Source organism: Ensifer sp. ENS02 (assembly GCF_014851885.1).
Taxonomy (GTDB): domain Bacteria; phylum Pseudomonadota; class Alphaproteobacteria; order Rhizobiales; family Rhizobiaceae; genus Ensifer; species Ensifer adhaerens.
This window is the reverse complement of sequence record NZ_JACVAO010000001.1, coordinates 774,215-799,577: the sequence shown is the minus strand read 5'-3', so window position 1 is coordinate 799,577 and position 25,363 is coordinate 774,215. Positions and strand designations below refer to the sequence as shown.

Annotated in this window: 19 protein-coding genes; 6 read left to right on the top strand and 13 right to left on the bottom strand. The window is 63.0% G+C overall.

Annotation, left to right across the window (positions count from 1 at the left end; all coding sequences use genetic code 11):
• Positions 1 to 15: 15 nt before the first annotated feature.
• Together IB262_RS04020 and IB262_RS04015 are read left to right on the top strand one after the other, a co-directional pair.
• Positions 16 to 1,512, top strand: coding sequence for a YcjX family protein (locus IB262_RS04020; protein WP_112976755.1), 1,497 nt, complete (start codon positions 16 to 18; stop codon positions 1,510 to 1,512).
• Positions 1,509 to 2,594: a TIGR01620 family protein gene (locus tag IB262_RS04015; RefSeq protein ID WP_112976756.1), complete on the top strand. Its 1,086-nt coding sequence runs from the start codon at positions 1,509 to 1,511 to the stop codon at positions 2,592 to 2,594. Before IB262_RS04020 ends, IB262_RS04015 begins: the two co-directional genes overlap by 4 nt.
• Positions 2,595 to 2,607: 13 nt before the next feature.
• Here IB262_RS04015 and IB262_RS04010 read toward each other — a convergent pair whose 3' ends face one another.
• Both IB262_RS04010 and IB262_RS04005 read right to left on the bottom strand, forming a co-directional pair.
• Positions 2,608 to 3,399, bottom strand: coding sequence for a molybdopterin-binding protein (locus IB262_RS04010; RefSeq protein ID WP_192493393.1), 792 nt, complete (start codon positions 3,397 to 3,399; stop codon positions 2,608 to 2,610).
• A complete protein-coding gene (locus tag IB262_RS04005; protein WP_112976758.1) occupies positions 3,396 to 4,259 on the bottom strand; it encodes a cytochrome b/b6 domain-containing protein in 864 nt (287 codons plus the stop codon). Before IB262_RS04005 ends, IB262_RS04010 begins: the two co-directional genes overlap by 4 nt.
• Before the next feature lie 237 nt (positions 4,260 to 4,496).
• On the opposite strand from IB262_RS04005, the gene IB262_RS04000 reads away from it, so the two are divergent.
• Entirely contained in the window at positions 4,497 to 5,048 is a 552-nt protein-coding gene (locus IB262_RS04000; RefSeq protein WP_034794604.1) for a hypothetical protein, read from the top strand.
• A gap of 78 nt (positions 5,049 to 5,126) precedes the next feature.
• On the opposite strand, the gene folK is transcribed toward IB262_RS04000, so the two are convergent.
• The 3 genes from folK to folP all read right to left on the bottom strand — a co-directional run bounded on the left by folK (position 5,127) and on the right by folP (position 6,975).
• Entirely contained in the window at positions 5,127 to 5,651 is a 525-nt protein-coding gene (gene folK, locus IB262_RS03995) for a 2-amino-4-hydroxy-6-hydroxymethyldihydropteridine diphosphokinase (RefSeq protein WP_112976759.1), read from the bottom strand.
• On the bottom strand, positions 5,641 to 6,009 hold the full coding sequence (folB, locus tag IB262_RS03990; RefSeq protein ID WP_034794609.1) for a dihydroneopterin aldolase: 369 nt from the start codon (positions 6,007 to 6,009) through the stop codon (positions 5,641 to 5,643). The genes folK and folB overlap by 11 nt, the downstream gene beginning before the upstream one ends.
• Positions 6,010 to 6,123: 114 nt before the next feature.
• A complete protein-coding gene (gene folP, locus IB262_RS03985; protein WP_034794612.1) occupies positions 6,124 to 6,975 on the bottom strand; it encodes a dihydropteroate synthase in 852 nt (283 codons plus the stop codon).
• 107 nt (positions 6,976 to 7,082) lie between these two features.
• Between folP and IB262_RS03980 the strand changes: the two genes are divergently transcribed.
• The gene (locus IB262_RS03980) at positions 7,083 to 7,712 is read left to right on the top strand and encodes a DUF922 domain-containing protein (RefSeq protein ID WP_034794616.1); all 630 of its coding nucleotides are present in this window, start codon (positions 7,083 to 7,085) and stop codon (positions 7,710 to 7,712) included.
• A 436-nt stretch (positions 7,713 to 8,148) separates the two neighbouring features.
• Here the strand turns inward: IB262_RS03980 and IB262_RS03975 are convergent, their stop codons facing one another.
• Positions 8,149 to 8,469, bottom strand: coding sequence for a 2Fe-2S iron-sulfur cluster-binding protein (locus tag IB262_RS03975; RefSeq protein WP_034794619.1), 321 nt, complete (start codon positions 8,467 to 8,469; stop codon positions 8,149 to 8,151).
• Between the two features lie 248 nt (positions 8,470 to 8,717).
• Positions 8,718 to 9,086 (bottom strand): Hpt domain-containing protein, encoded by a 369-nt coding sequence (locus tag IB262_RS03970; RefSeq protein ID WP_034794621.1) that lies wholly within the window; start codon positions 9,084 to 9,086, stop codon positions 8,718 to 8,720.
• A gap of 537 nt (positions 9,087 to 9,623) precedes the next feature.
• On the opposite strand from IB262_RS03970, the gene IB262_RS03965 reads away from it, so the two are divergent.
• Positions 9,624 to 16,280, top strand: a complete 6,657-nt coding sequence (locus tag IB262_RS03965; protein ID WP_034794624.1) for a kinesin — start codon at positions 9,624 to 9,626, stop codon at positions 16,278 to 16,280.
• Positions 16,281 to 16,590: 310 nt separating this feature from the next.
• On the opposite strand, the gene IB262_RS03960 is transcribed toward IB262_RS03965, so the two are convergent.
• On the bottom strand, positions 16,591 to 16,974 hold the full coding sequence (locus IB262_RS03960; protein WP_112976760.1) for a hypothetical protein: 384 nt from the start codon (positions 16,972 to 16,974) through the stop codon (positions 16,591 to 16,593).
• Positions 16,975 to 17,156: 182 nt separating this feature from the next.
• Here IB262_RS03960 and IB262_RS03955 point away from each other — a divergent pair, with 182 nt between their 5' ends.
• Positions 17,157 to 17,723 carry a GrpB family protein gene (locus IB262_RS03955; RefSeq protein WP_034794983.1) on the top strand — a complete coding sequence of 189 codons (567 nt, stop codon included), beginning with the start codon at positions 17,157 to 17,159 and terminating at the stop codon, positions 17,721 to 17,723.
• A 296-nt stretch (positions 17,724 to 18,019) separates the two neighbouring features.
• On the opposite strand, the gene IB262_RS03950 is transcribed toward IB262_RS03955, so the two are convergent.
• The 5 genes from IB262_RS03950 to IB262_RS03930 form a co-directional block, all read right to left on the bottom strand.
• On the bottom strand, positions 18,020 to 18,889 hold the full coding sequence (locus tag IB262_RS03950; protein WP_034794986.1) for a cytochrome c1: 870 nt from the start codon (positions 18,887 to 18,889) through the stop codon (positions 18,020 to 18,022).
• Positions 18,890 to 18,921: 32 nt separating this feature from the next.
• A complete protein-coding gene (locus IB262_RS03945) occupies positions 18,922 to 20,202 on the bottom strand; it encodes a cytochrome b N-terminal domain-containing protein (protein WP_034794990.1) in 1,281 nt (426 codons plus the stop codon).
• 14 nt (positions 20,203 to 20,216) lie between these two features.
• Positions 20,217 to 20,795, bottom strand: coding sequence for a ubiquinol-cytochrome c reductase iron-sulfur subunit (gene petA / locus IB262_RS03940; RefSeq protein WP_034794992.1), 579 nt, complete (start codon positions 20,793 to 20,795; stop codon positions 20,217 to 20,219).
• 367 nt (positions 20,796 to 21,162) lie between these two features.
• Positions 21,163 to 23,028 (bottom strand): ABC transporter ATP-binding protein, encoded by a 1,866-nt coding sequence (locus tag IB262_RS03935; protein WP_112976761.1) that lies wholly within the window; start codon positions 23,026 to 23,028, stop codon positions 21,163 to 21,165.
• A 120-nt stretch (positions 23,029 to 23,148) separates the two neighbouring features.
• Positions 23,149 to 25,002, bottom strand: coding sequence for an ABC transporter ATP-binding protein (locus tag IB262_RS03930; protein WP_060600799.1), 1,854 nt, complete (start codon positions 25,000 to 25,002; stop codon positions 23,149 to 23,151).
• Between the last annotated feature and the right edge of the window lie 361 nt (positions 25,003 to 25,363).

Sequence of the window (25,363 nt, the reverse complement as noted above, 5' to 3'; positions counted from 1 at the left end):
AAGAAAGACCAAGACTTGGCGCCTAACCTGACCAGCTTCAAAGACGACGCGCTGATCGCGCTCGACAACCTCACCGACCGCGCCTCCGGCCTCGTCAATCCCTCGATCCGGCTCGGCGTTACCGGCCTGTCCCGTTCGGGAAAGACCGTCTTCATCTCGTCTCTGGTGCACAATCTGCTGAACGGCGGGCGCCTGCCGGTGTTCGAGGCGGTGCGTTCGGGCCGGGTCTCGAAGGTCAGGCTCGAGCCGCAGCCCGACGATGCCGTGCCGCGTTTCCAGTATGAGGATCATATCGCAGCCCTGGTGCGCGATCGCATCTGGCCAGACTCCACGCGCGCCATCTCGCAGCTGCGCATAACCCTTGAATATGAGAGCGCCAGCGGCTGGAACCGGCTGTTCTCGCCGGGCCGGCTGTCGCTCGACATCGTCGACTATCCCGGCGAATGGCTGCTCGACCTGCCCCTGCTCGCGCAGGACTTCCGCGAGTTCAGCAACAATTCGGTGGCGCGCGCCCGTGCACCTGGCCGTGCGAAGTTGTCGGCCGAATGGCGGACGCTTGCGTCGTCGGCTGGCTCGACGGCGACCGCCGACGAAAGCAGCGCCCGCCGGCTCGCCGAGAGCTTCACCGGCTATCTCAGGGCCTGCAAGGCGGACGAACGCTCGCCCTCGACCCTGCCGCCTGGACGTTTCCTGATGCCGGGCGACCTCGAAGGTTCGCCGGCGCTCACCTTCTCGCCGCTTCCGGACCTACCCGAGGGCCGTGCACCAAAGGGTTCGCTCTGGGCGATGATGGAGCGGCGCTACGAAGCCTATAAGAAACATGTCGTCAGCCCGTTCTTTCGCGAGCATTTCGCGCGCCTGGACCGGCAGATCGTGCTCGTCGATGCCCTGCAGGCGATCAACAACGGCCCGGAGGCGCTGCTCGATCTCGAGCAGGCGTTGGCCGACGTGCTTGCCTGCTTCCGTCCGGGGACCAACAGCTGGCTCTCGTCCTTGCTGACGCGACGGATCGACAAGGTGCTGATCGCAGCAACCAAGGCGGATCACCTGCATCACGAAAGCCACGACCGGCTGGAGCGCATCGCCGCGCGCCTCGTCGATCGCGCCGCCGAAAGCATCGGATTGAGCGGCGCCGGCCTCGAGGTCATGGCGCTCGCATCGGTCCGGGCCACCCGCGAAGCGACCGTCAACCACGACGGCCATGCGCTGCCGGTCATCGTCGGCACCCCGATTGCCGGCGAGAAGATCAACGGCGAAATCTTCGATGGAGAAAGGAAAACAGCGATATTTCCCGGTGACTTGCCGGAAGATCCTGAAGTTCTTTTCAAGACGATGGAGACCCGGTCCGGCGCGACGACCTATCTCGAAAGCGCTCATCCGCTGCCGGAACTCAGCTTTGTTCGCTTCCGCCCGCCACATCTTGAGGAAACCGGCGGCGGCTTGAAACTGTCGGTGCCGCATATCCGCCTCGACCGGGCCATGCAATTCCTGTTCGGAGACCGGCTCGCATGAGTGACGACAGCAACGGTCGCAGCCGCCGTCCCGGCGCCTTTTCAGTTGGCGAAGACAAGCCCGCCGAGGCCCGTCCGCAGCTGCGCGCGCGGCGCGCGCCCGCAAGTTTCGACGACAATGTGGTGCTGACACCCGATGCGGAAGACCCTTTCCGTGAGACCACGCTTGCGGTGGAGGCCCTCGCCTTGCCCGAAGCAAGTCCTAGCAAGCGCCGCCTGTCAGTTGGCAAGATCGCAACCGGCGCCCTCGGCATCATCCTGTCACTGGCTGCCGGCCTCTGGGTCGACCGCCTGCTTCGCGATCTCTTCGCGCGTGCCGATTGGCTCGGTTACGCCGCGCTTGCCGTCGTCGCGATCGGTCTGCTGGCGCTGCTGATCGTCGTTGGCCGCGAATTTTCGGGGCTAATGCAGCTCACGGCGATCCAGAAGCTGAAAGCGGAAACGGAAGCGGCGGCCGCTTCGGCCAGTGCGAAACCCGCGCGCGCGGCGCAGGCAAAGCTCGTCCATCTGCTGGCCAGCAATCCGCGGACGGCGCGCGGGCGCACACGGCTGAAGGAAAGCGAAGGCGAGATCATCGACGGTCCGCACGTGATCGAACTCACCGAGCGCGAGCTGCTCAGCCCACTCGACCGCGAGGCGCGGCGCCTCATTCTCGCGGCTTCCAAGCGCGTGTCGATCGTCACGGCGGTCAGCCCGCGGGCGCTCGTCGACCTCGGCTACGTCCTCTACGAATCCGCCCGTCTGATCCGCGCCATGGCCGAACTTTACGGCGGTCGCCCCGGCACGCTCGGCCTCTTGCGGCTGATGCGCGACGTGATCGCTCATCTGGCCGTCACCGGCTCGATTGCCGCCGGCGACAGCCTGATCCAGCAGGTGCTCGGCCACGGGCTGGCTTCGAAGCTCTCGGCGCGCCTGGGCGAAGGCGTCATCAATGGCCTGATGACCGCACGCATCGGCATCGCCGCGATGGACCTTTGCCGCCCGATGCCGTTTCGCGCGCTGAAGCGTCCCGGGATCGGTGATTTTCTCGCCGACCTCAGCCCCGGCGCCGGACGCGTGATTGGCGAAAGCGGCGAGAAATAGCGCGGTCGCGAAACTAGATCCCCGCATACCAGTCGTAGCCGAGATCCTCCCAATAGCCGCCGCGCCCTCGACCGAAGGGCGCGAGATCGGCAACGACTTCGATCGCCTGGATGTACTTCGCCATCTTGTAACCCAGCTGGCGTTCGACCCGGACGCGCAGTGGAGCGCCGTTGGCAACCGGCAAAGCCGCACCGTTCAGGTCATAAGCGAGGATCGTTTGCGGGTGATGCGCATCGACCATATCGATCGATTCGTAATAGGCGACCGAGCCGCCAAGGCCGAGCGGCATGCTGTCGAAGCAATGAAAGACCACGTAACGCGCCTCGGGCTTCACCCGGGCTTCATCGAGGACGCGAGTAAGGGCAACGCCGCTCCACTTGGCGATGCAGCTCCAGCCCTCGACACAGTCGTGTCGGGTGATCTGGGTGCGCGACGGCATGTTTCGCAGCTCTGCAAGCGTCAGGTGAAGCGGTCGCTCGACCAGGCCGGAAACGCGAAGCTGGTATCCGGCAAAGCCGTCCTGCTTCAGCGCGAGATAGGTCGCATCACCCGGGTCGTTGGAGCCGTTCGGTCGTTGCCCCTGCCGGATCTCGCTCTCGGCAAATTCCGGCGCCAGCCGATCAGCCGGCACCAGCAGCCGCTGTGCTCGGTAAGTAAGGCTGTTGGCGGATGCAAGAAAGTCGCGCACGCGACTGCCACTGCCAACGAGGCCGTCGAGTGCGTCGCACCCGGCAAGCGGCAACGACGAGGCCGTAGCCCCCGCCGCCGCCAGGAAGCGCCGGCGACTGAGGAGGAACGCGCTCATGTCCTTCCTCCCCGGTCCACCGAACGCCTGATGCGATAACGCCCAGTAATCATCGACCGCATCTCGTTGATCGGACCAGCGGCAAAAACCATGGCGATGTGCACAGTGAAGAAGCCGACGAGCAGAAGCATCACGACGAAATGGATCGTGCGGGCCGACTGCCTGCCGCCAAAGAGTTGAACCAGCCAGGGCCAGCCGGCGTCCATGCCCGGCGACATCGTCAGCCCTGTCGCGATCATGAGAGGAAAAAAGACCAGGAGAACAATGCCGTAGGAGAGTTTCTGCAAGCTGTTGTAACGCCCGTGATGTTCGAAGCGAAACTGCAGATGCGCGATGAAGGTCGCGGGCAAGGCGCGGATGTCGGCCAAAGCGGGAAGAATGTCCCGCCGCAGGTGACCGTTGATCGCGCTTGCGACCAGCCAGATGGAATAGACGACGGCAAACATCCAGGCGAAGAAGAAGTGCACGACGCGGCCGGTGGCGAGGTCCTGGTAGGACGGCACGGTCAACCAGGCCGGAAAAGCCCGATAGGCCCGCTCCTGTTCCGGCCCGCTGACGCCCAGGACACCAGTGGTGTCAACGCTCAGCCCCAAGACTGTCGTCAGGCCGCGAACCTCGCCGCTTCGTTCACGCACAGGCCCAATCGACAGGATGCTGTTGTCGAAGGCAAAACCCGACTGCTGCCCGACATAGAGTGCCGGGTGCGCGTTGAAGATCTGCAGGCCGCTGAGAAACAGAAAGAACAGCGCGCCGGCCCATCCCCAATGGGTAAGCCGGGTTGTCAGCCGGTGCCGCGATATCACCAGGCTCTGCTGTGCGTCTGACGCGGTCGATTCGGAATCATGTCCTGCTGTAACCATGGGAAATCTCCCGTTTCCCATGGTTATACGTAGCGCGATTGGGGCAAGTTTCATGTCCCCGCACAATGCTCGCCGAAATCCGCCAACCCACTGTATTTCCTAAGCCAAAAATGCTGTGGTCAATCCGCTTTTCGGCCACAAAGAAGCCGCGCCGCGCACCGCGCAGAAACCGTCCGTTAACCATTTGCGCGCAAATGTGGCTTTCAGTTTCGGACGTTGACCCATCAAGGATCGTTTATGTTCTCGCGCCCTTCTTTGATCGCTCGCGGCGCTGCCGCCTTCGCGCTTGCAGCCACCGTCGGCCTTGCGACACCGGCTTTTTCCGGCGCCAAGGACAAGGTCTTTTTCGAGAAGGTCGCGGGCCAGTGGAAGGGCCCGGGCGAGATCGTCGCGGGCAAGTACAAGGGCACCAAGTTCACCTGCGATCTCTCGGGCGAACCGGTTGCGGGCGATGACACCGGCATCAAGCTCGACGGCTTCTGCCGCGTCGGCGTGTTCAAGCAGCCGATGTCGGCGCTGATCACACAGAAGGGCAACACCTATACCGGCAAATTTCTCGACGGCGCCGAGGGCAAGGGCCTGGATATCATTTCCGGCAACGTCGCCAAGGACAAGGTCGTCGTCGGCATCAATCGCAAGAAGCTGAATGGCGCCATGATCGCCCGTCTGCAGGACGACCAGACGATGAACATCACCATTTCGGTCAAGGTCGAAGAAACGATGGTGCCGGTCATCGGCGTCAGCCTCAACCGCCAGATCGACGCGATCGCTGTCGGCTCGATCAAGTAACGTTCAACACCCGAATAAACGACGAAGCCCCGGCATCGACCGGGGCTTTGTCGTTTGTGGATTATGTTGCGGTCCTGTTCAGGCGCCTGCGCGCCACCAGCTCATGTCACCATCCGCAACCTCGATGCCTGCGACGTCAGCCTGCTGCAGCCAGTCGCCGACCGGACGGCCGCCAACAGCCATGTCGGCGGCGAAATCGGCAAGCGGCATCAGTACGAAACCGCGCTCGGTCATCCTCGGATGTGGCAACTCCAGCCGCCCGCCCGCTTGCGCCACGCCCTCGAAGGTCAGCACATCGATGTCGAGCGTGCGCGGCCCCCAGCGCTCGTCGCGAACCCTCTTCATCGACCGTTCGATATCAAGGCAGGCGTCGAGCAGGGCTTCGGGCTCGAGCGTCGTGTCGACCTTGGCGCAGGCATTGTAGAACCAGGCCTGGTCCGTCTTGCCCCAGGGCGGCGTGCGATAAAGGCGCGAGACGGCCTTGACCACGCAGTCGTCGCGGGCATCGAGCAGGCGAAGCGCTTCGGCCATCGCCTTGCGGGGATCGCCGAGATTGCCGCCAAGCCCGAGTGTCGCTGCCCGCCAACTCACCTCAGACGACATGCTCGACCGTCACTTCGACATAATCGAGCACACCCGGAACCGGCGCATTCGGCTTACGGATCGACACCTTGGCGCGCTTGATCTGCGGGAAGCGCACGCAGAGCGTCTTGGCCACTTCCAGCGCCAGCGCCTCGATCAGATAGCGGCGGCGGCCGGTGACGATGCGCTCGATCTCCTGGAAGGCGATGCCGTAATGCACGGTGTCTTCGATCGAGTCGTCGACCAGCGCCGTTCCCTGTTCGACTTCGAGCTCGGCGTCGACGAAGAAGCGTTGACCGAGAAGCTCCTCCTCATCGAAGACGCCGTGGCGCGCGAAGAAGGCGCAGTTCTTGAGGGTGATGATATAGGTCGCGCTCATGCTTCTCAGTCCCATCGGCTTTCTTGGATCGCCATGATTGCGCGGTCGAGCCGCTCAGCAGTCATGCGCGTGATTGGTAGTCACAGGTTCAGGCGGAATGCGGACGAGAAAATCTCACCTCGCTCTGGCGTGCAGCATAGCATCCGCCATCGCCAGTGCATCCTTGCTGTTTGCGACATCGTGTACGCGGAAAATTGAGGCGCCGGCAACGCGCAAAAGCGCCGTTGTCGCGGCCGTCGCCATGTCGCGATCGGCCGCCTCTCGGCCGCTGACCGCGCCGACGAAGCGCTTGCGCGACGTTCCGACCAGGAATGGCAGCTCGAAACGGTGCAACTCTGCGAAGCGCGCCATCAATTCCAGGTTCTCATCCGTGTCCTTGGCGAAGCCGAAGCCCGGATCGAGAATGATGCGATCCCGCTCCACGCCGGCAGCAGCCGCGATCTCAAGCGACCGGTCGAGAAAATGAAACTGATCGGCGATCACGTCTGCGAGTTTTTCACGGCCCCGGCCCGTATGCATGACGCAGATGCCAGCGCCGCTCTTGGCGGCGACAGTGGCAATGTCGGGTTCGCGCTGAAGGCCGTGCACATCGTTGACGATATGCGCGCCGGCGTCGACCGCAAGCTGGGCGGTCGAGGCTCTGTAAGTGTCGACGGAAATCAGCGCATCGGTATCACGGGCAAGCGCTGCGATGACAGGCAGGATCCGCGCCTGTTCTTCCTCGGCGCTGACGGGCGCCGCATCGGGGCGTGTGGATTCACCGCCGATATCGAGGATCAAGGCGCCCTCCTCCAGGCAGCGCATCCCTTGCGCGACCGCGGCAACGGCATCGATAAAACGGCCGCCATCGGAAAAAGAATCCGGGGTAACATTGACGATCGCCATCAAAACGCCACGCGGCCCCAGTTCGAGGCTGCGTCCATGCGCCAGCTTCCAGCTAAATTTCTGAAATGGATTGTAAGTCATTTTCCCTCACCATCCGCATACGGCCGGGAGCCATCGTTTTGCTGTTGCGCCGGCGCTGGCTATGCCCCAAGCTTGATCGAAGTTCAACCGAAGAGAACCACGCATTGATGTCCCGAGTACGCGTCCCGTTCAAAGTCGCCCTTCTTGCTCTCCTGGTTGCCGCCCCGCTTGGCACGGCCTCGGGCGAAACCGTGGTGAACAAGAGCTTCTCCTATTTTTCGATCGGCGGCCGGACTGCGGAAGAACTGGACAAGGCACTCTCGGCCAGCGGCCCGATGATGAAATCGACCGGCGCACGGCATCCGGGCGCGACCCGCATCAAGTTCGGCGGCTCGATCACCTATGTCAGCCGCAACGGACGCTGCGCCGTCGGCTCGGCCCGCGTCACTCTCAACACGCGCATCATCCTGCCCAAATGGAAGTATCGCCGCCAGGCCGGACGTGACCTCGCCCTCGTGTGGGACACTCTGTCGAGCGACATCAAACGCCACGAGGAGCGCCACGCGGAAATCGCCCGCAATCACGCGCGGCGGATGGAGAAGATGTTCCTGGCGTTGAAGCCGCAGGACACGTGCGAAGAGATGCAGGAAAGCGTTGCCCGCGTCAGCGCAACCGCGATCGAGGCGCATGACAAGGATCAGGCTCGCTTCGACCGCACCGAAGCCGCCAACTTCGACAAGCGCATGATCCGTCTTCTGCAATACAGGCTGGAGACGCTGAAGAAAGCGCAACAGTAGATAGCAAAGCCGGAACCCCGAAGAAGAGCCTGACTATAGTCGCGGCTCGGGCCATTTCAGCGGCAATACCCACAGTATTTTATTGGTGAAATATAACGATGGCTGCCGGCCGGCGACTCATCTATATTCAAACCAATGAGAGAGGGGTCGGGACAAAGACTAGCCCCACAAATTGAATAGGTTATGCGCGACGCGATTGCGGCGCGAAAAGCTTAGATGTTGCCTTTACTTTGAATTGCGCAACGTTGTTCACTTGAAAAGAAAAAAAAGAAATCGAACAGCGGAGCCGGAACGGGTTCTCCTGGCGTGTCTTGGTGCAGCAGATGTTCCCTCCCTCATCTGTATGCGATGCGCCCTCCTCGCCTCGCTTGTCCAACGACCGGCGAGGCGCTTTTTTTGTACGGAGGTCTGAAAGAAGGGGCGTGGGACGCAGGTGTTAGGCCTGGCGCTCCGGCACGTGCACGACGAGACCGTCGAGCGCATCGCTCATCTTGATCTGACAGGAAAGCCGCGACGTCGGGCGGACGTCGTAGGCAAAGTCCAGCATGTCTTCTTCCATGGCTTCCGGAGCGCCGACGGTCTGAGCCCAGGCATCGTCGACATAGACATGACAGGTCGCACAGGCGCAGGCTCCGCCGCATTCCGCTTCGATGCCGGGAACCGAATTGCGAACGGCGTTTTCCATGACCGTCGAGCCGTTCTCGACATCAAGTTCGTGGCGCGCGCCATCAAAGGCAACGATCGTAAGTTTTGTCATGTCTCTTTCCGGAATGAACTGGTGGATTGGCCGGGCGCAAAGCCTGTTGAGAAAAGAACCCCCGCGGGCGCAAATTCAGGGAAAGTTCTTCCAACAAATCGGCCGGCCAGTCAACAACGGCCGTCATTCTGTGCGTCGCCGCAGATCGCGCCGGTAGCAATGGCTGCCGGCACGGGGCCCTCTATGCGAGGCGCGGGCATCGTGCGACAGACAGGGGTCGGTTAGGCCCCCTGTCTGCTCGGGAGCCGCTAGCGGCAGAGCTTCAGAATGAAGAGCTCGGCTTCGAGCACGGCCGATGCGAGCTGGTCGCAGAGCGAAGCTTCGGCCGGATTGTGTTCGATCGCGCCGGCAACGCTTGCAACGTCGACGGCACCAACCGCAAGGGCTGCGCCCTTTAGCCGGTGGGCTGCCTGGGCACGGGGCGTGCCCTCGCCTTCGGCGATTTCCTTCAAGACCTGGCGCGCCTGGCGCGCAAAGAGTTGCAGCACTTCGATTTCGAGCGCCTTGTCACCCATCGTCTGGACGGCGAGGTGAGCAAAGTCGATCGGCTTTTTGCCTGACGCAGAAGAGTTTCCCGGACTATCCGGGGCTTCAAAGGCAATCCTGAGGGCCGCCATGAGCCAATTTCCCTATTGTTTGTTTGATGTTGGCCTGTTTCCGGCATCGCTTCATCGGGAGCGGTGCCGCCGCCCGCACTGTTCAGACTTCCATCTTCGGCGGGCTCCGGCACCTATTGGCTCAAATCCGGGCGCAATATAGGCAGTATTTTGGGAAAATGGTTAACGTCCGTTAAACTCTCTGATTTCCTTATCTTTTCCGGCTTTTAGACCTGCATTGCATTAAGATTTCATTAGCATTTTAATCAACCCCAAGCGCTCTTAATTGTAAGAACCCAGCTAATGTGTCACTACGATACGCTTAGGAACGGACCCGCGTACGAAAATGGCAACCGTTCCGGTGGATAAGCTCGACGCGTGGTCCCATTCGGCCACAAATGCGACTATCCGTCGAGGCAATGCAGTGGGTGATCAGTAGGGTATTGCGTAGATCCGATGCGCGTATCTTGCCGTCACCGCCCATGAGGAAGAGACCCTGCCCGCTAACGGGCCAGAGGCGCTTTCCGTTCTGGGCAAAAGGTAATGAGGCGTATCCCTATGGCGACGAAAAAGAGCAATGAGTCGATCGACGAAAAGGCGTTCCAGGCTCTGGAAGCTGCCCTGAAGATTGATTTCGACGAGCTTGCATCGAGCCCGAATGACAAGACTTCCTTGGATGATCCGGAGGAAAATGTGTCTCAGCCCACCAATCAGGCGGCGACGCCCGATCAGAATAAGAAAGCACGGCCCCAGCCGGAACAGTCCCGCGGGGCACGTGCTGCAGAAGCGGCCAAGACGCTCGCTCCGGAACCTGCGCCCAAGTCCCCGTCCCTTTCCGCCGCCAACGACGATGGTCGCCGTTCGCCGGCGGCGATGCTGCGTGCGCTCGACGTGCGCTCCAATCGCGCCGCGATCCGCGTTGCTGCGCTGGTGTCCGTCATCTGGGCGGTTGCCGGCCTCGGTGTCGCCAACCTTCTTTACGGGCCGCAGATCTGGCAGATCCGTTCGCTGAGCGACCTTGCCGCCACCCCTGGCGCCGTCGGCGTCGCGATCGGCATCGTGCTGCCGATCATGCTCTTCTTCTCCTTTGCCATCATGATCGCCCGCGCGCAGGAACTGCGCAACGCAGCGCGCTCGATGGCGGAAGTCGCCCTGCGCCTTGCTGAGCCGGAAACGGCTGCTGCCGATCGCGTCATGACGGTCGGCCAGGCCGTCCGTCGCGAAGTCTCGGCGATGAACGAAGGCATCGAACGCACGATTGCCCGCGCCACCGAACTCGAAACGCTGGTTCATTCCGAGGTCAACGCGCTCGAACGCAGCTACAGCGAAAACGAACTGCGCGTGCGCACCCTGGTGCAGGAACTCGGGCTTGAGCGCGAAGCCATCATCGGCCATTCGGAGCGTATCCGTTCGGCCATCTCCGGTGCGCATGGCAAGCTGAAGGACGACCTGGAACAGGCGAGCGAAGACATCGCTTCGCGCATTGCAATTTCGGGCGAAGCCTTTGCCTCGCTGATCGACACCCGCGCGGCTGCCCTCAGCGAGAAATCGGACGGCGCCTTGCAGTCGATCGGCAGCATGCTGACGACCCGCACCGATGCGCTGCTTTCGGGCCTGACCGCTGCCGGCCTCGGTCTCAGCACTGAATTTGACACCCGGCTTGACCAGCTCAGCGACACGCTGACGAAGCGCGGCGAAGACCTGCTCAGCCAGTTCGAAACGCGCGCCTCCTCGCTTGACGCCAGCACCGAGAAGCTGAATGCGGCGCTCAACGAACGCGCCCGCCAGCTCAACGAAACACTGATCGCCCGCACCCGCGACCTCAACGAAAGCCTGAGTGTTGGCCAGCACGCCATCACCGGTGGCCTCGACCACGTGCTCGCCTCGCTCAACGCCACGCTCGACGAAAAGGGCGCGAGCTTCCGCCAGAGCCTGCGCTCCAGCGCCGACGACGCGATCATGGACCTCGACCTTCGCGGCGGTTTCTTTGAAGAGAAGCTGCAGACGACCGTCGGCCAGCTCGCAACCGCCTTCGACGAGCGGTTCCACGAGTTTGCCTCCGCCTTCGACAAGCGTGCGAGCCTGCTCGACACCAAGCTCATGGAAAGCCTGCACCGCATCAACGAGACCGTCTCCGGCGGTTCGGAAGCGATCGGCGGCGCACTCGACAGCAGCATCGAGAAGATCGGCTCGGCCCTTTCCGACCAGTCGCTGACGCTTGCGACCACGCTCGGCGCGACCCAGGACTTCATCGAAGAGACGATTGCGAGCCGTACCACGGAACTCGGCAACATGATCGGCGATGCGCACACCCGCATCGACAGCGTGCTCTCCGAAAAGACCAGCGGCCTTATGGGTGCCCTCACCCAGGCACAGGACCGCATCGAAAACGGCTTCGGCCAGCGTGCGGACGCACTTTCGAGCGCACTGACGACGAGCGAACAGCGCCTGACCGAAGGTCTCGACAGCCGTACCGCTGCCTTCGTCGACGGCCTGCAGGCCGCGCACGCCCGCATCGAGCAGACCCTGCACGGCTCGACCGACGAGATCACCAGCGCGATCGCTGCCAGCCAGCACCGCCTCGACAACACCCTGTCGGAACGGACGCTCGCGCTGTCGACGATCCTCTCCATGGGCGCGGACTCGATCGACACCGCCGTCAGCGGCACGGCCGACCGGCTGGAGCGCGTTCTTTCCGAACGCGGCGAAGCGATCTCCGACGCGCTCACCAACCAGACGACGGCGCTTGACGGCGTACTCGCCGAGCGCGCCGCAGCCATCACCTCGACGATGTCGTCGCGTGCCAACGAGATGGCCAATACGCTGAGCCGTCACGCCGAAGACGTGGCCGACAGCCTGACCTTCCGGGCAACCGCCGTCGCCGAAACCATGACCGACCGTGTCGGTGATATCGAGCAGAAGCTCTCCGAGAGCGTCAACACGATCGCAGAAAACCTCGGCGGCCGCGTCAGCCTGATCTCCGATACGCTCACCCAGACGAGTGCCCGCATCGCCGAGGATCTGAGCGGCCGTGTCAGCAAGATCTCCGATACGCTGACCGAGACCAGCGCGCACATCGCCGATGCGCTGACGGCGCGCACCACCGAAGCGACCGCGTCGCTTGCCGGCAAGGCAGCGGAAATCGAGGAGACGCTGAGCGGCCGCGCCGAGCACCTGCGCGATACGCTCTCGTCCACGCACGAACAGATCCGCGTCACGCTCGACGACCGCATCAACGCCATCAACCTTGCCGTCGGCCAGGGCCGCGAGCAGCTCGAAGGCATGCTTGCCGACCAGTCGACCGCGATCGCCACGACGCTCGCCACCAGCGCCGGCATGCTGGAAATGTCGCTCGAAGAGCGCCAGTCGGCACTCGCCGGCGCAATCGACCGCAGCGGCGAAGTGCTCGACAGCCGTATGCGCTCGACCACGGGCCATATTGCCGAGCGCCTGGCCGAAACCGCCAACCAGATCAGCCTGGCGGCCGACAGCCTCACCAACCGCGTTGACCTGTCGATCAACGGCCTCAACGATCGCCTTGACGATACCGGCATGCGCGTTGAAACCAGCCTCGGCGCACTCGAAGAGCGCATGCGCGAGAGCGCCGGCAACATCAGCTCGATCGTCGACGAAACCGGCATGCATCTCGAGACCCGCGTTGGCGTCCTCGAAGACCGTATTCGTGGCACCGTCGGCAATGTCGGCGCCGTGGTCGACGACACCGGCGCACGGATCGAGAGCAATCTCGGTGCCCTCGAAAACCGCATTCGCGGCAGCGTCACCAATGTCGGCTCCGTCGTTGATGATGCGGCGGCCCGTGTCGAAGGTGGCCTCAGCGCGCTCGAAGACCGTATCCGTGGCAGCGTCAGCGGCGTCAACGCGATCGTCGGCGAGACCGGTGCACTGATCGAAAACAGCCTCGGCGTCCTTCAGGACCGCATCCGCGGCAGCGTCAACGACGTCAACACCCTGGTCGACGATACCGGCCTGCGCCTGGAAGTCAGCCTCAGCTCGCTGGAAGATCGGGTCCGCGACAGCGTCGGCAGCGTCAACCAGATCGTCGACGGCGCCGGACAGCGGATCGCCGACAGCCTTGGTGACCGCGCTGGCGACATCGACCGCATGAGCGAAGTTGCGGCAACCCGGATCACCGGCGCCATCGAGTCCGGTGCGGAACGCATCGCCGAACGCCTCGGCACCATGGATCGTGCCCTCAACATCGGCCTTGATAACGTCAACCGCACGATCGAGGGCAAGGCGGCCGTTCTGGTCACCAGCCTGCGCGGCGCCGTTCACGAGGCGACGCAGGATATCGACGCTGAAGCCAATCGCCTGGAAGGCAAGACGTCCGACATTGTCGCCAATCTGCGCAGCGCAGTCGGCGGCGTGGCTGAGGACTTCGATGCCGAAGCCGTGCGCCTGGAAGACAAGGCAGCCGGTCTCGCAAACACGCTCCGCAGCGCCGTTGGCGATGTCGCGCAGGAACTCGACGCAGAAACGTTGCGCATGGAAGACAAGGCTGCCGGCCTCGTCAACACGCTTCGCAGCGCCGTTGGCGACGTCGCCCAGGAACTCGACGCAGAGGCACTGCGCATGGAAGACAAGGCCGCCGGCCTTGTGAACAGCCTGCGCGGCGCCATCAGCGGTGCAGCTCAGGAAATCGACGCGGAAGCTGTCCGCTCGGCCGGGCTGCTGTCGAAGGCAGGCGACGATTTCGCCTCCGCACTTGCTGCTCGCCAGGCAGACTTCGCCAACACGATCGACCAGACGGCAGCCGCCACCGCCGCGCGCCACGCCGAGCTTGCCAACTCGATCGAGCAGAAGGCGGCAGCGACCGCTGCACGTCATGCCGAGCTTGCCCGCTCGATCGCCGACGCGGCCGACACCGCAAGCGCACGGCTGGCCGCAACGCACAGCCAGATCGCCAACCACGCCGACAACATCCACCAGGGCCTCAGCAATACGGAGAAGGCGCTGGAAGCCCGTGGCGAAGCAATCCGCACCACGCTCGACGAGCGCACCCGCGAACTCAACTCGATGCTCGCCGGCCGCTCGATGGAGCTGTCGCGCCTGATCGACGAGCAGGCACGCCCTGTCATCGACCAGTATGCCGCCACCGGCCGCGAGGCAGCCGAGCGCATCGCTGCCGTGACACAGGAAAGCGCCGACCGCCTGCGTGCGGAAAACGCCGCCCTCGTCAACGCCATCGCCGAGCGCACGGGCGAGACGCTGAACGCGATCTCCTACCGCGCCGAAGAGACGGCAAAGGCGATGAAGATGGTCGAAAACCGTCTGCAGTCGACCGCCCTTGGCCTGATCGACCAGCTCGCCAACAACAATGCGGCCATTGCCACGGTCATCGACCAGGCGAGCAGCAACCTCGGCGAAATGGACCAGCGTCTGGAATCGACGATCGCCCGCGTGTCGGAATCGACCCGTCAGGCCTCCGACATGCTGTCGACCTCCACCCGCCTCATCGAAGGCAAGGTCGACAAGCTCTCCGATATCTCCGCCTCGACCCTGTCGCAGATCGGCGGCATTGTCGGCCGGTTCGAAGACCACTCGCGCGTTCTCGGCCAGGCCTCCGACCTGCTCGGCGCGGCCCAGTCGAACCTCGTCAGCACGCTCGAGGAACGCCAGGATGCGCTTCGCACCCTGTCGGTCGGCCTCGTCCAGCGCTCGGAAGAGATCGAACGCACGATGCGTGCGCTCGAAGGCTTCGTCGACGGCGCCTTCCAGCGGGCCGAAGAACGCTCGGGCCACGTTGCCGGAAACCTGCGCAGCGGCATCCAGCAGTCCTTCGCCGATGTCGGTCGCCTGCTGACGAGCGCCGAACAGCGCGCGGCGGAAGCTGCTGAATCGATGCGCAACACGCTCGCCCAGGCCGGTGACGAAGCCGGCGCCTCGGTCGAGCAGGTCTTCAGCCGTGCCGAAGAGCGTTCGCGCCAGATTGCCAACACGCTTCGCTCGGGCGTCGAGACCTCGTTTGCCGACGTCAACAAGACGCTCTCCTCCGTCGAAGGCCGTGCGCTCGGCGCATCGGAAGCCCTTCGCCAGGCGATCGCCAAGGTCGGTGAAGATGCCGGTGCCTCGATCGAGGGTGCCTTTGCCAATGCCGAGGAGCGCTCCAAGGAAGTCGCCTCGCGTCTGCGCGGCAGCGTTGCGGCCTCGGTGTCCGACATCGAGCGCATGCTTGCCGAAAGCGGCAAGAAGTCCGATGGCGTCGCAGACCAGCTGCGTGACGCCGTTCGCGTCGCAATCGACGAGGCGATCGGCCGCTTCAGCGGCGCGACTGACGAGATCCGTCGCTCGGCTGGCGAGATCCGCAAGGAACTCGACATGACCCGCGAAGAGCTGAAGCGCGGCGCCTTCGACCTGCCGGAAGAAGCCAAGGAAAATGCGGCCGTCATGCGCCGTGCCGTCGGCGAGCAGATCAAGGCGCTGCAGGAACTGTCCGACATCATCGGCAAGTCCTCGACGCAGCTCGAAGTGGCCCAGCCGCTGCGCCAGCAGCCGGCCGCCGCTCCGGTCGCCCGTCCGGTGCAGCAGCAGGCAGCCCCGCAGCCGCAACCGGTCGCACAGCCGCAGCCCCAGCCGGTGGCACAGCAGCCTGTAGCGCAGCAGCCCGTCATCGAGCAGCCGCGCCGTCAGGAACCGGCACCGGCGCTGCGCGGCAGCCTCGGTATCGAGCAGCCCGCCGTTCGCCAGCCGGCGCCGACGCAGGCTGTGAGCAACGAGGTCGCCGAAGGTGGTGGCTGGATGCGTGACCTGCTCCGTGCGGCGTCGCGCGAAGAAGCACCCTCGCCCGCGCCGCAGCGTCCGGCCGAGGCTCAGCCGACGGCACGGGCCGGCGACAGCCGCAACCCGCGCCACGTGGTTGAATCGCTGAACTCGCTTTCGGTCGATATCGCCCGCGCCATCGATCATGATGCGTCGGTCGATCTGTGGCGCCGCTACCAGCGCGGCGAGCGCGACGTCTTTACGCGTCGCCTCTACACGCTGAAGGGCCAGCAGACCTTCGACGAGATCAAGCGCAAGTACGACCGCGAGCCGGAATTCCGCACCGCTGTCGATCGCTACATCGCAGATTTCGAGAAGCTGCTCGCAGATGTCGCCCGCAACGACCCGGACAAGCGCATCACCCAGACCTACCTGACGTCGGATACCGGCAAGGTCTATACGATGCTCGCCCACGCCGCCGGTCGCTTCAGCTAAGCGAGCCCGGATAGAAACAATCAAAACGGCCCCGTCTTGCGACGGGGCCGTTTTCGTTTGCAGGGATATCAGAGAAGAAAAGCGACGGATCACTTCCGCTAAGATACTGGCGATCCCTTATGATGCAGAGCGCTCCTTAAGGCGCTCCCGGCACGCGTACGACCGGACTCTGCCCCTTGTCGCAAGTTCGAGCCACTACCCGCTAATCACGGCTGCGCGAAGGGGATTTGGGTTCGTAGGCGGGTGTCGTGAACAACGGGCTGTCGACATGCTTTAGCCGCGCCTGGCGACGCGTGCTGACTGGACCGGCTCAACGCAGTGGCGAACAGCCGCCGACATTGGCGGGCTTGACCCGGCCCGCCTGCAGATCCTTCAGGTAAGGCTTGTTCGGGTCCGGTCCGCCGAGCGCGCCGTCGTAGGTCGCACGGTCGATCTTGAGCATGCGGCCGCTTGCGGTGAAGCTCACCATCTCCTTCTTGTTAACATAGGCAGAAGCGACGTTCAGCCGGCAAAAGAACGTCTTCTCTCCGTTGCCGACCACCCAGCCCCAGGCGCCGGACTTGCCCCTGGAGAGCTTGCCGGTGGCGTAGCCTTGCTTGGTGAGCGTCGCGTAACTCTCGGCCTGTGCAATACCGGGAACAAAGGCAAGAGCTACCACGGCGACCACCGCCAGGCGCTTGAAAGAAATAGACATCGAGATTCACCCCTCTGAAGAAACAATAACGCAGCCTTCTAGGCGGGCGCCAACGGTCTATGCAACCATAACATGCAGTCGTCCTTAACGGCATCCGGACGGCCAGACACTCTGCCAGCCAGACAGGTGGAACGCAGGAATGAATGTTGACATCATCACGCTCTGCATCTGAAGTTCGTCCGATGGATAGGGAGCTGCCTTGCACGACACAGCCGATTGAAATCTGCGATTGGTCCTCCGATTGGGCGGAGCGGTTTGCCACCAAGGCGAAGACGATCCGCCAGGTTTTGGGCGATCATGCCTTGCGTATCGACCATATCGGCTCCACCGCAATCCGTGGTCTGGCTGCCAAGCCGATCATCGATGTTCAGATTTCCGTTGCCGATCTGGAGTCCCTCGACGTGCTGGCGGAAAAAATGGCGGCGATCGGCTACCTGTGGCGGCCGCAGAATACCGATCTGGCGAAACGCTACTTTCGTGAGCGCCCTGGCGACGAACGCACGCACATCCACGTGCGCCGAGCGGGAAGCTGGCAGGAACAATGGTCGCTGCTGTTTCGCGACTACATGCGCGCCCATGCCGAGGAACACGGCCCATACGTCGAGCTGAAGCGGGCATTGGCAAGCCGACATCGCCACGACCGGGCAGCCTATACCGAGGGCAAGTCGGAACACTTGTGGCAGGTCATTCGACGCGCGGATCGGTGGGCTGCGGCAAGCGGCTGGAGACCAGGTCCTTCCGATGCGTAGGCCGGCCTTCCGCTGCCCGGCACAGCCTTAATCCGAGATCGGTGCGGTGGCCAATGATCGGCCGAATACGGTAGCTGCTGTCTGCATCGCAAGCCTGTCCTGCGAGCGACTGGTGTTTAGCCGCCTGCCCTTCGCCAAAGGAATGCGTGAAGCATCGCGAACTTGCTGCAGGTCCGGCCAAATTCCTCGCCCAAGGTCAACGGTGTCGGGATGCACGGTGGCAAACGAAAAAGGCCCCGGACGAACCGGGGCCTTTTTCGTTGGGTCTTGGTCGTACCGGCCTGAGCCGGAGCCGATCAATGTTCCTTGTTGGCGTAGACCGACTTCTTGGTGAGGTACACCAGGCCGGTGAAGATCAGCAGGAACACCATGACCATGAAGCCGGTGCGCTTGCGCTCTTCGAGGTGCGGCTCGGCGGCCCACATCAGGAACGCCGAAACGTCCTTTGCGTACTGGTCGACCGTCTGCGGCGTGCCATCGTCATAGGTGACCTGGTCGGCGGAGATCGGCTGAGCCATCGCCAGCGCGGCAGCGTTGGCGAAGTACGGGTTGTAGTGCGTGCCTTCAGCCACTTCGACGCCCTGCGGCGGATCCTGGTAGCCGGTCAGCAGCGCGTGGATGTAGTCCGGGCCGCCTTCCTGGTAGGGCCAGAACATGTCGAAGATGAACTGCGGGAAGCCGCGCTCGATGCCGCGAGCCTTGGCGATCAGCGAGAAGTCCGGCGGAGCTGCACCGTTGTTCGATGCGGCAGCCGCTTCCTTGTTCGCGTAAGGCGACGGGAAGTGGTCGGAGGCGACAGCCTTGCGGGTGAACATCTCGCCGTCGGCGTTCGGGCCGTCCTGAACTTCGTAGTTCGCCGCAAAGGCCTTTACCTGGCCTTCCGAATAGCCCAGGCCTTCCAGCGTGCGGAAGGACACCAGGTTCATCGAGTGGCAGGCAGAACAGACTTCGGCGTAGACCTTCAGGCCGCGCTGAAGCTGACCCTTGTCGTAGTGACCGAAGGGACCGGCAAAGCTCCAGTCCTGCTGTTCCGGCTTGTGGATCGGATAGTGGGGCGTACCGCCGCCATGCTCCTCGCCGCCCTTCGCCTCTTCGGCAACAGCCGTACCGAGACCGAGACCAGCGACGACAGCGAGTGACAGAATGCCTGTAACAAGCTTTTTCATTGTTGTGGGTTCCTTATCAATCGCTGTTCTGATCAGGCGCGCGCGGCAGCCGGCTGCGCCTTGGCATTCTGCTTTTCCAGCACCGCTTCGGTGATGGAGTTCGGAATGCGCTTCGGCGTCTCGATCAGACCGAGGACCGGCAAGATGACGAGGAAGAAGCCGAAGTAGTACAGCGTGCCGATCTGCGACATCACGACGTACAGGCCTTCCGCCGGACGCGAGCCGAGCCAGCCGAGCAGGATGGCGTTGGCCACGAAGACCCAGAAGAACAGCTTGTACCACGGACGGTAGACGGCCGAGCGGACCTTGGACGTGTCGAGCCAGGGCAGGAAGAACAGGATGATGATCGAGCCGAACATCACCAGAACGCCGCCGAGCTTGGAGTCGATCGGGCCGACATTGAAGGTGATGGCGCGCAGCATCGCGTAGAACGGCAGGTAGTACCATTCCGGAACGATGTGAGCGGGCGTCTTCAGCGCGTCAGCCGGAATGTAGTTGTCCGGGTGGCCGAGGAAGTTCGGCTGGTAGAAGACGAACCAGGCATAGATGATCAGGAAGACGGAAACGCCGAGTGCATCCTTCAGCGTCGCATAGGGCGTGAAGGGCACGGTGTCGGTCTTGGACTTGACTTCAACGCCGGTCGGGTTGGTCTGACCCGTTACGTGCAGCGCCCAGATGTGCAGGACAACGACGCCGGCGATCATGAAGGGCAGCAGGTAGTGCAGCGAGAAGAAGCGGTTCAGCGTCGGCTGATCAACGGCGAAGCCGCCGAGCAGGAACTGCTGGATCCACTCACCCACCAGCGGGAAGGCGGTGAAGAAGCCGGTGATAACGGTCGCGCCCCAGAAGGACATCTGACCCCAGGGCAGAACGTAGCCCATGAAGCCGGTCGCCATCATCAGGAGGTAGATGACCACGCCGAGGATCCAGAGGATTTCGCGCGGAGCCTTGTACGAGCCGTAGTAGAGACCACGGGCGATGTGCAGATAGACGGCGATGAAGAAGAAGGATGCGCCGTTGGCGTGCATGTAGCGCAGCAGCCAGCCGTGATTGACGTCGCGCATGATCTTCTCGACCGAGTTGAAGGCGACGGTCGTTTCAGCGGCGTAGTGCATGGCCAGCACGATACCGGTCAGGATCTGGACGATCAGCATGACCGAGAGCATGGCGCCGAAGGTGTAGGCGTAGTTCAGGTTCCGGGGAACCGGGTAGCTGATGAAGCTATCGTGAACGAGACGCGGCAACGGCAGACGGGAATCAACCCATTTCTCAATGCCAGTCGTCGGCGTGTAGGTTGAATGTTCAGCACTCATTATCAGTAGTCCCCTCAACCGATCTTGATAACTGTGTCGGATACGAACGAGAAGGTCGGCACGTGAAGGTTCTCCGGCGCCGGACCCTTACGGATGCGGCCGGCCGTATCGTAGTGCGAACCGTGGCAGGGACAGAACCAGCCACCGAAATCACCGGCCTGGCCAAGCGGCACGCAACCGAGATGGGTGCAGGAACCGATCATGACGATCCAGTTTTCCTTGCCTTCGCCGGCGGAACGATCGAGGTCGCTCGCGGAAGCGTCGGCCGGAAGGTTGGCGTTGCGCGCAACCTGGTCCTTAAGCTCGTCCAGCTTGACGGCCTTTGCCTCCTCGACTTCCTTCTCCGTACGGTTGCGGATGAAGATCGGCTTGCCGCGCCATTTCGCCGTCAGCGACATACCGGGCTGAAGGCTCGATACGTCGACCTCGATCGAGGCGAGCGCGAGCGTTGATGCATCCGGACGCATCTGGTCGATGAACGGCCAGGCGACGGCACCAGCGCCGACGACGCCTGCCATACCGGTAGCCAGATAAAGGAAGTCGCGGCGAGTGGGCTCGCCCAAGGCCTCGCTTGAAGTGTCGTGTTCGCTCACGGCTAAACCATCCTCTCACGCAATATTGCGGAAACCGCATCCGCCCCCGGCGAAATTCCTGCCCCTTGCGGTTTGATCCAGGTCAAGGAACCACGCCCTATTCATAGTGCTGTCGCCCCATCGCCTTGCGGTTGCAAATGCGACATCGGCACAGAATCCGAAAAGAATCGGCGCGCGCACAGCACGCAGAATCCCCGTCAATCCGGCGCGTTCTATGCTTGATCGCAAATTATGTCCAGCCTTGACAAGGGCATGTGGGCAGATTGTCGCGGGGAAAAGCGCGGCCAATTGGCACAAGGACTTGACGGCCATCAGTTGGGCGGAATTTGCGCCCGCCGGATGGGCTTGAAGGCGTCCGTAAAGCGCCCTACTCCGCCGCCTCTTCCCGGGCGAGAAATCCGCCGGACTGGCGTGACCAGAGCCCGGCGTAAAGCCCGCCGCGGGCGACAAGGTCGGCGTGCGTTCCCTGTTCGACGATCCGCCCCTTGTCCATCACCACCAGCCGGTCGAGCGCGGCGATCGTCGACAGCCGATGCGCGATCGCGAGCACCGTCTTGCCCTGCATCAGGCGGTCGAGATTGGACTGGATCGCCGCTTCGACTTCGGAATCGAGCGCCGAGGTCGCCTCGTCGAGCACCAGGATCGGCGCATCCTTCAGCATCACCCGGGCGATCGCGATGCGTTGCCGCTGTCCGCCCGAAAGCTTGACGCCGCGCTCGCCGACATGGGCGTCGAGCCCCTTGTGGCCGCGCTGGTCCTGCAGGTCGGCGATGAAGTCGTAGGCTTCGGCTTTCCGCGCCGCAGCGATCAGTTGCTCCTCGTTCGCGTCGGGACGGCCGAAGAGGATGTTGTCGCGGATCGAGCGGTGCAGAAGTGAAGTATCCTGGCTGACCATGCCGACCTGGGCGCGCAGCGACTCTTGCCTGACGGATGCGATATCCTGGCCGTCGATCAGGATGCGCCCGCTCTCAAGATCGTAGAAGCGCAGCAGGAGGTTGACGAGCGTCGACTTGCCGGCGCCGGAGCGACCGACGATGCCCACCTTCTCGCCTGGACGGACGACCAGCGAGAAATCGTCGATGACGCGGTCGCCCTTGCCGTAGTGGAAGCGGACGTGCTCGAAGCGGATTTCCGGCTTGCTCACGGCCAGTTCCGTCGCATCGGGCCGATCGACGAGACCGATCGGCTGCGAGACCAGTTCGGCCGAGTTCTGGATCGTGCCGATATTGCGCATGATCGAGTTGAACTGCGTCATCATGCGGCCAAGCAGCATGTTTAGCCGGAGCACCAGTGCCAGCGTGAAGGCGACCGCGCCGGAACTGATCGAGCCTGCGAGCCAGAGATGGATGGCGTAGACCGCGATCGCCGTGATCATTAAGCCGGAAAGCAGTGCCAGTGAGGCGCGCACGGCCGTCAAGAGCCGCGTGAACGGGATGACCGCGCGCTGGAACCGGTCGAAGCCGCCGCGGATATAGCGGTCGTTCTCCTCGTCGCGCCCGAAGAGCTTCAATGTCTGGATGTTGGAATAGGCATCGACCATGCGACCGTTCAGCATCGACGCCATTTCGGCGGTATCGCGGGCGTGCTTGCGGATGCGTGGAACGAAAAAGCGCGCCAGCACCAGGAAGACGACGATCCAGAAGCCGACCATCGCGGCCAGACGCCAGTCGAGCTGTGCCACCAGCGCCATGGTGGACGCCGTGTAGATGACGATGAACCAGACGACCTGCAGCAGCGAGACGAGCAGGTCGCTCGTTGCCTGCGCGCCGGCCCAGACCTTGGTGACGATGCGGCCGGAAAAGTCATTCTGAAAGAAGGTCAGCGACTGCCTGGCGACGTGCACGTAGGATTGCCAACGCACCAGGTTCAAAAAGCCTGTCGTGATCGCCTGTTCTTCGACGAGCGCCGCCAACGACACCGCGATGAAACGGAAGACCATGACCGTCAGGAGCATGAACAGAAGCTCCGGGCCATTGGCGGCGATCAACCCGCTCCAGCCAGCTTCCGGCTTCACGGTGTCGAGCAGATCGACGAGCCGCCCAACGAAGTAGAAAAGACCCGCCTCCAGCATGGCGACGAGGCCACCCAAGACGGCCATAGCGATGAACGGTCCCTTGGCCTGTCTGGCGTAGAACCAGGCAAACCCCCAGAGCGATTTCGGCGGCTGCAGGCGCTCGCGCGGTGCGAAGGGCTTGATCCAGTTCTCGAAGAGGCTGACGATGGCGCTGAGCATGGTTCCGATATAGGCGGTTCGGCAGGAACAGCAATCGGTTTCGACACAATTGCAGATTACAAATGCGTAACGTCTAACAAAGAGGCCCGCCGCTCTTTCGAACGGCGGGCCTCAGGTTGCTTACTCTGCGGCCTCTTCCTTCTCGACGTCGTCGGCGATGAAGCCACCCGATTGGCGAGACCAGAGGTCGGCGTAGAGACCGCCATGGGCAACGAGCTCGGCATGCGAGCCGGTCTCGACGATGCGGCCGGCCTCGAGGATCACCAGCCGGTCCATCTCCGTCAGCGTCGACAGGCGGTGGGCGATCGCGATCACCGTCTTGCCGGCCATCAGCGCGAACAGGTTCTCCTGGATCGCCTGTTCGACTTCGGAATCGAGCGCCGAGGTCGCCTCGTCGAGGATCAGGATCGGCGCGTCCTTCAAGAACACGCGCGCGATCGCGATACGCTGGCGCTGGCCGCCGGAGAGCTTGACGCCGCGTTCGCCGACCTGGGCGTCCAGGCCCTTGCGGCCCTGGTTGTCCTCGAGCCCCTGGACGAAGTCCCAGGCGTTCGCCTTCTTGGCCGCCGCAATGATCGCCTCGTCGTCCGCTTCCGGATGGCCATAGGCGATGTTGTCGCGAATGGAGCGGTGCAAGAGCGAGGTGTCTTGCGTCACAACGCCGATCTGGGAGCGCAGGCTGTCCTGCGTGACGGTGGAGATATCCTTACCGTCGATCCGTATCGCGCCGTCCTCCAGGTCGTAGAAGCGCAACAGCAGGTTCATCAGCGTCGTCTTGCCCGCACCCGAGCGACCGACGAGGCCGATCTTCTCACCCGGCTTGATGTCGAGCGACAGGTGATCGATGACGCCCTTGGCCTTGCCGTAGTGGAAGCGGATGTTGTCGAAGGCAATCGCCCCCTTGTCCGCTGTCAGCGCCTTGGCGTCCGGCTCGTCGACGATGTCGTGCGCCTTGGTCATCATGCCGATGCCGTCATAGACCGTGCCGATATTCTCGAACAGCGCCGAGACTTCCCACATGATCCACTGCGACATGCCGTTGATGCGCATCGCAAGGCCGACGGCGATCGCGATCGCGCCGACGGAGATCGCACTCGTCAGCCACAGATGGATGCCAAGCGCTGCGATCGCAAAGAGCGCGATACTGTTGTTGGCATAGACCAGCACGTGGAACAGCGTCACCTTGCGCATCTGACGATGCACGGTGTCGAGGAAGCCGTCCATGCCGTCGCGCGCATAGCCTTCCTCGCGGCCGGCATGCGAGAACAGCTTGACCGTACCGATATTGGTGTAGCTGTCGACGATCCGGCCGGTCATCATCGAGCGCGCGTCCGCCTGCTCCTTGGAGATCTTCTGCAGCCGCGGCACAAAATAGCTGACGATGCAGATGTAGATCGCCAGCCAGATGCCGAGCGGGATCACCAGCCGCCAGTCGGCGGTGGCGACGACGGCGAGCATCGTGACGAAGTAGCTGACGACATAGACGAAGACGTCGAGGATCTTCATCACGGTTTCGCGCACGGCTAGTGACGTCTGCATGACTTTCGTTGCCACGCGTCCGGCGAACTCGTTGGCAAAGAAGGTCATGCTCTGGCGCAGCAGGTAGCGGTGCATCTGCCAGCGGGCGATCATCGGATAGTTGCCGAGCAGCACCTGATGCATGATCAGCGAATCGATCGCCACGAGGCCCGGCAGGCCGATGAGGACGAGTGCACCCATCCAGAACAGCCGTCCGCTTTCGGCGGCGAGGAAGCTCTCGCGGTCGGCGCTCGACAGCCAGTCCACCATGTTGCCGAGGAACTGGAACAGCGCCACTTCGCCAATGGCGATCAGCGCCGTACAGACGGACATGATGATGAGCCACGGCGCAGCCGGCTTGGAGTAGTGCCAGCAGAAGCCGAACAGAGTCTTCGGCGGAACCGTCGGCTCCTCCGGCGGATAGGGATTGAGGCGGGATTCAAACCAGCCAAACATAACATTGCTCCTTCAGAGTATTTTGAAGGAAAGCGGGATTTCGCCCCGCATTCTTATGATGAAAAAGTCAGTCCGGAAATGCAGCCCGAAAAGGGCTTCGTCTTCCGGAGTCCCGGAAGCGCGTCGATCTCGGTTAAAAGATAGGTCGCGGAACCGGTCAGGCCAAACGGTGGCCCACTACTCCAGGAAGGCGTGTCAACATCAATACATTCATGTTTGCCTCCGTCGGTTCGCGTTGAAGAGGTCCGATCTCTACCCTTATTCGCGCTCGCATGCCAGATTGTCGCAGGCACTTTCTTGCCCAATTTTTCATCGCTCCGACCGCTGTTGCCGTTTCGGCACAGATTAGCGCAGGCAATAT

What these genes read in the sequence shown, in the direction of transcription:
- IB262_RS04015 (WP_112976756.1), top strand. Translation starts at nt 1,509, where the DNA reads ATGAGTGACGACAGCAACGGTCGCAGCCGCCGTCCCGGCGCCTTTTCA.
- IB262_RS04010 (WP_192493393.1), bottom strand. Translation starts at nt 3,399, where the DNA reads ATGAGCGCGTTCCTCCTCAGTCGCCGGCGCTTCCTGGCGGCGGCGGGG.
- IB262_RS04005 (WP_112976758.1), bottom strand. Translation starts at nt 4,259, where the DNA reads ATGGTTACAGCAGGACATGATTCCGAATCGACCGCGTCAGACGCACAG.
- IB262_RS04000 (WP_034794604.1), top strand. Translation starts at nt 4,497, where the DNA reads ATGTTCTCGCGCCCTTCTTTGATCGCTCGCGGCGCTGCCGCCTTCGCG.
- folK (WP_112976759.1), bottom strand. Translation starts at nt 5,651, where the DNA reads ATGTCGTCTGAGGTGAGTTGGCGGGCAGCGACACTCGGGCTTGGCGGC.
- folB (WP_034794609.1), bottom strand. Translation starts at nt 6,009, where the DNA reads ATGAGCGCGACCTATATCATCACCCTCAAGAACTGCGCCTTCTTCGCG.
- folP (WP_034794612.1), bottom strand. Translation starts at nt 6,975, where the DNA reads ATGACTTACAATCCATTTCAGAAATTTAGCTGGAAGCTGGCGCATGGA.
- IB262_RS03980 (WP_034794616.1), top strand. Translation starts at nt 7,083, where the DNA reads ATGTCCCGAGTACGCGTCCCGTTCAAAGTCGCCCTTCTTGCTCTCCTG.
- IB262_RS03975 (WP_034794619.1), bottom strand. Translation starts at nt 8,469, where the DNA reads ATGACAAAACTTACGATCGTTGCCTTTGATGGCGCGCGCCACGAACTT.
- IB262_RS03970 (WP_034794621.1), bottom strand. Translation starts at nt 9,086, where the DNA reads ATGGCGGCCCTCAGGATTGCCTTTGAAGCCCCGGATAGTCCGGGAAAC.
- IB262_RS03965 (WP_034794624.1), top strand. Translation starts at nt 9,624, where the DNA reads ATGGCGACGAAAAAGAGCAATGAGTCGATCGACGAAAAGGCGTTCCAG.
- IB262_RS03960 (WP_112976760.1), bottom strand. Translation starts at nt 16,974, where the DNA reads ATGTCTATTTCTTTCAAGCGCCTGGCGGTGGTCGCCGTGGTAGCTCTT.
- IB262_RS03955 (WP_034794983.1), top strand. Translation starts at nt 17,157, where the DNA reads ATGGATAGGGAGCTGCCTTGCACGACACAGCCGATTGAAATCTGCGAT.
- IB262_RS03950 (WP_034794986.1), bottom strand. Translation starts at nt 18,889, where the DNA reads ATGAAAAAGCTTGTTACAGGCATTCTGTCACTCGCTGTCGTCGCTGGT.
- IB262_RS03945 (WP_034794990.1), bottom strand. Translation starts at nt 20,202, where the DNA reads ATGAGTGCTGAACATTCAACCTACACGCCGACGACTGGCATTGAGAAA.
- IB262_RS03935 (WP_112976761.1), bottom strand. Translation starts at nt 23,028, where the DNA reads ATGCTCAGCGCCATCGTCAGCCTCTTCGAGAACTGGATCAAGCCCTTC.
- IB262_RS03930 (WP_060600799.1), bottom strand. Translation starts at nt 25,002, where the DNA reads ATGTTTGGCTGGTTTGAATCCCGCCTCAATCCCTATCCGCCGGAGGAG.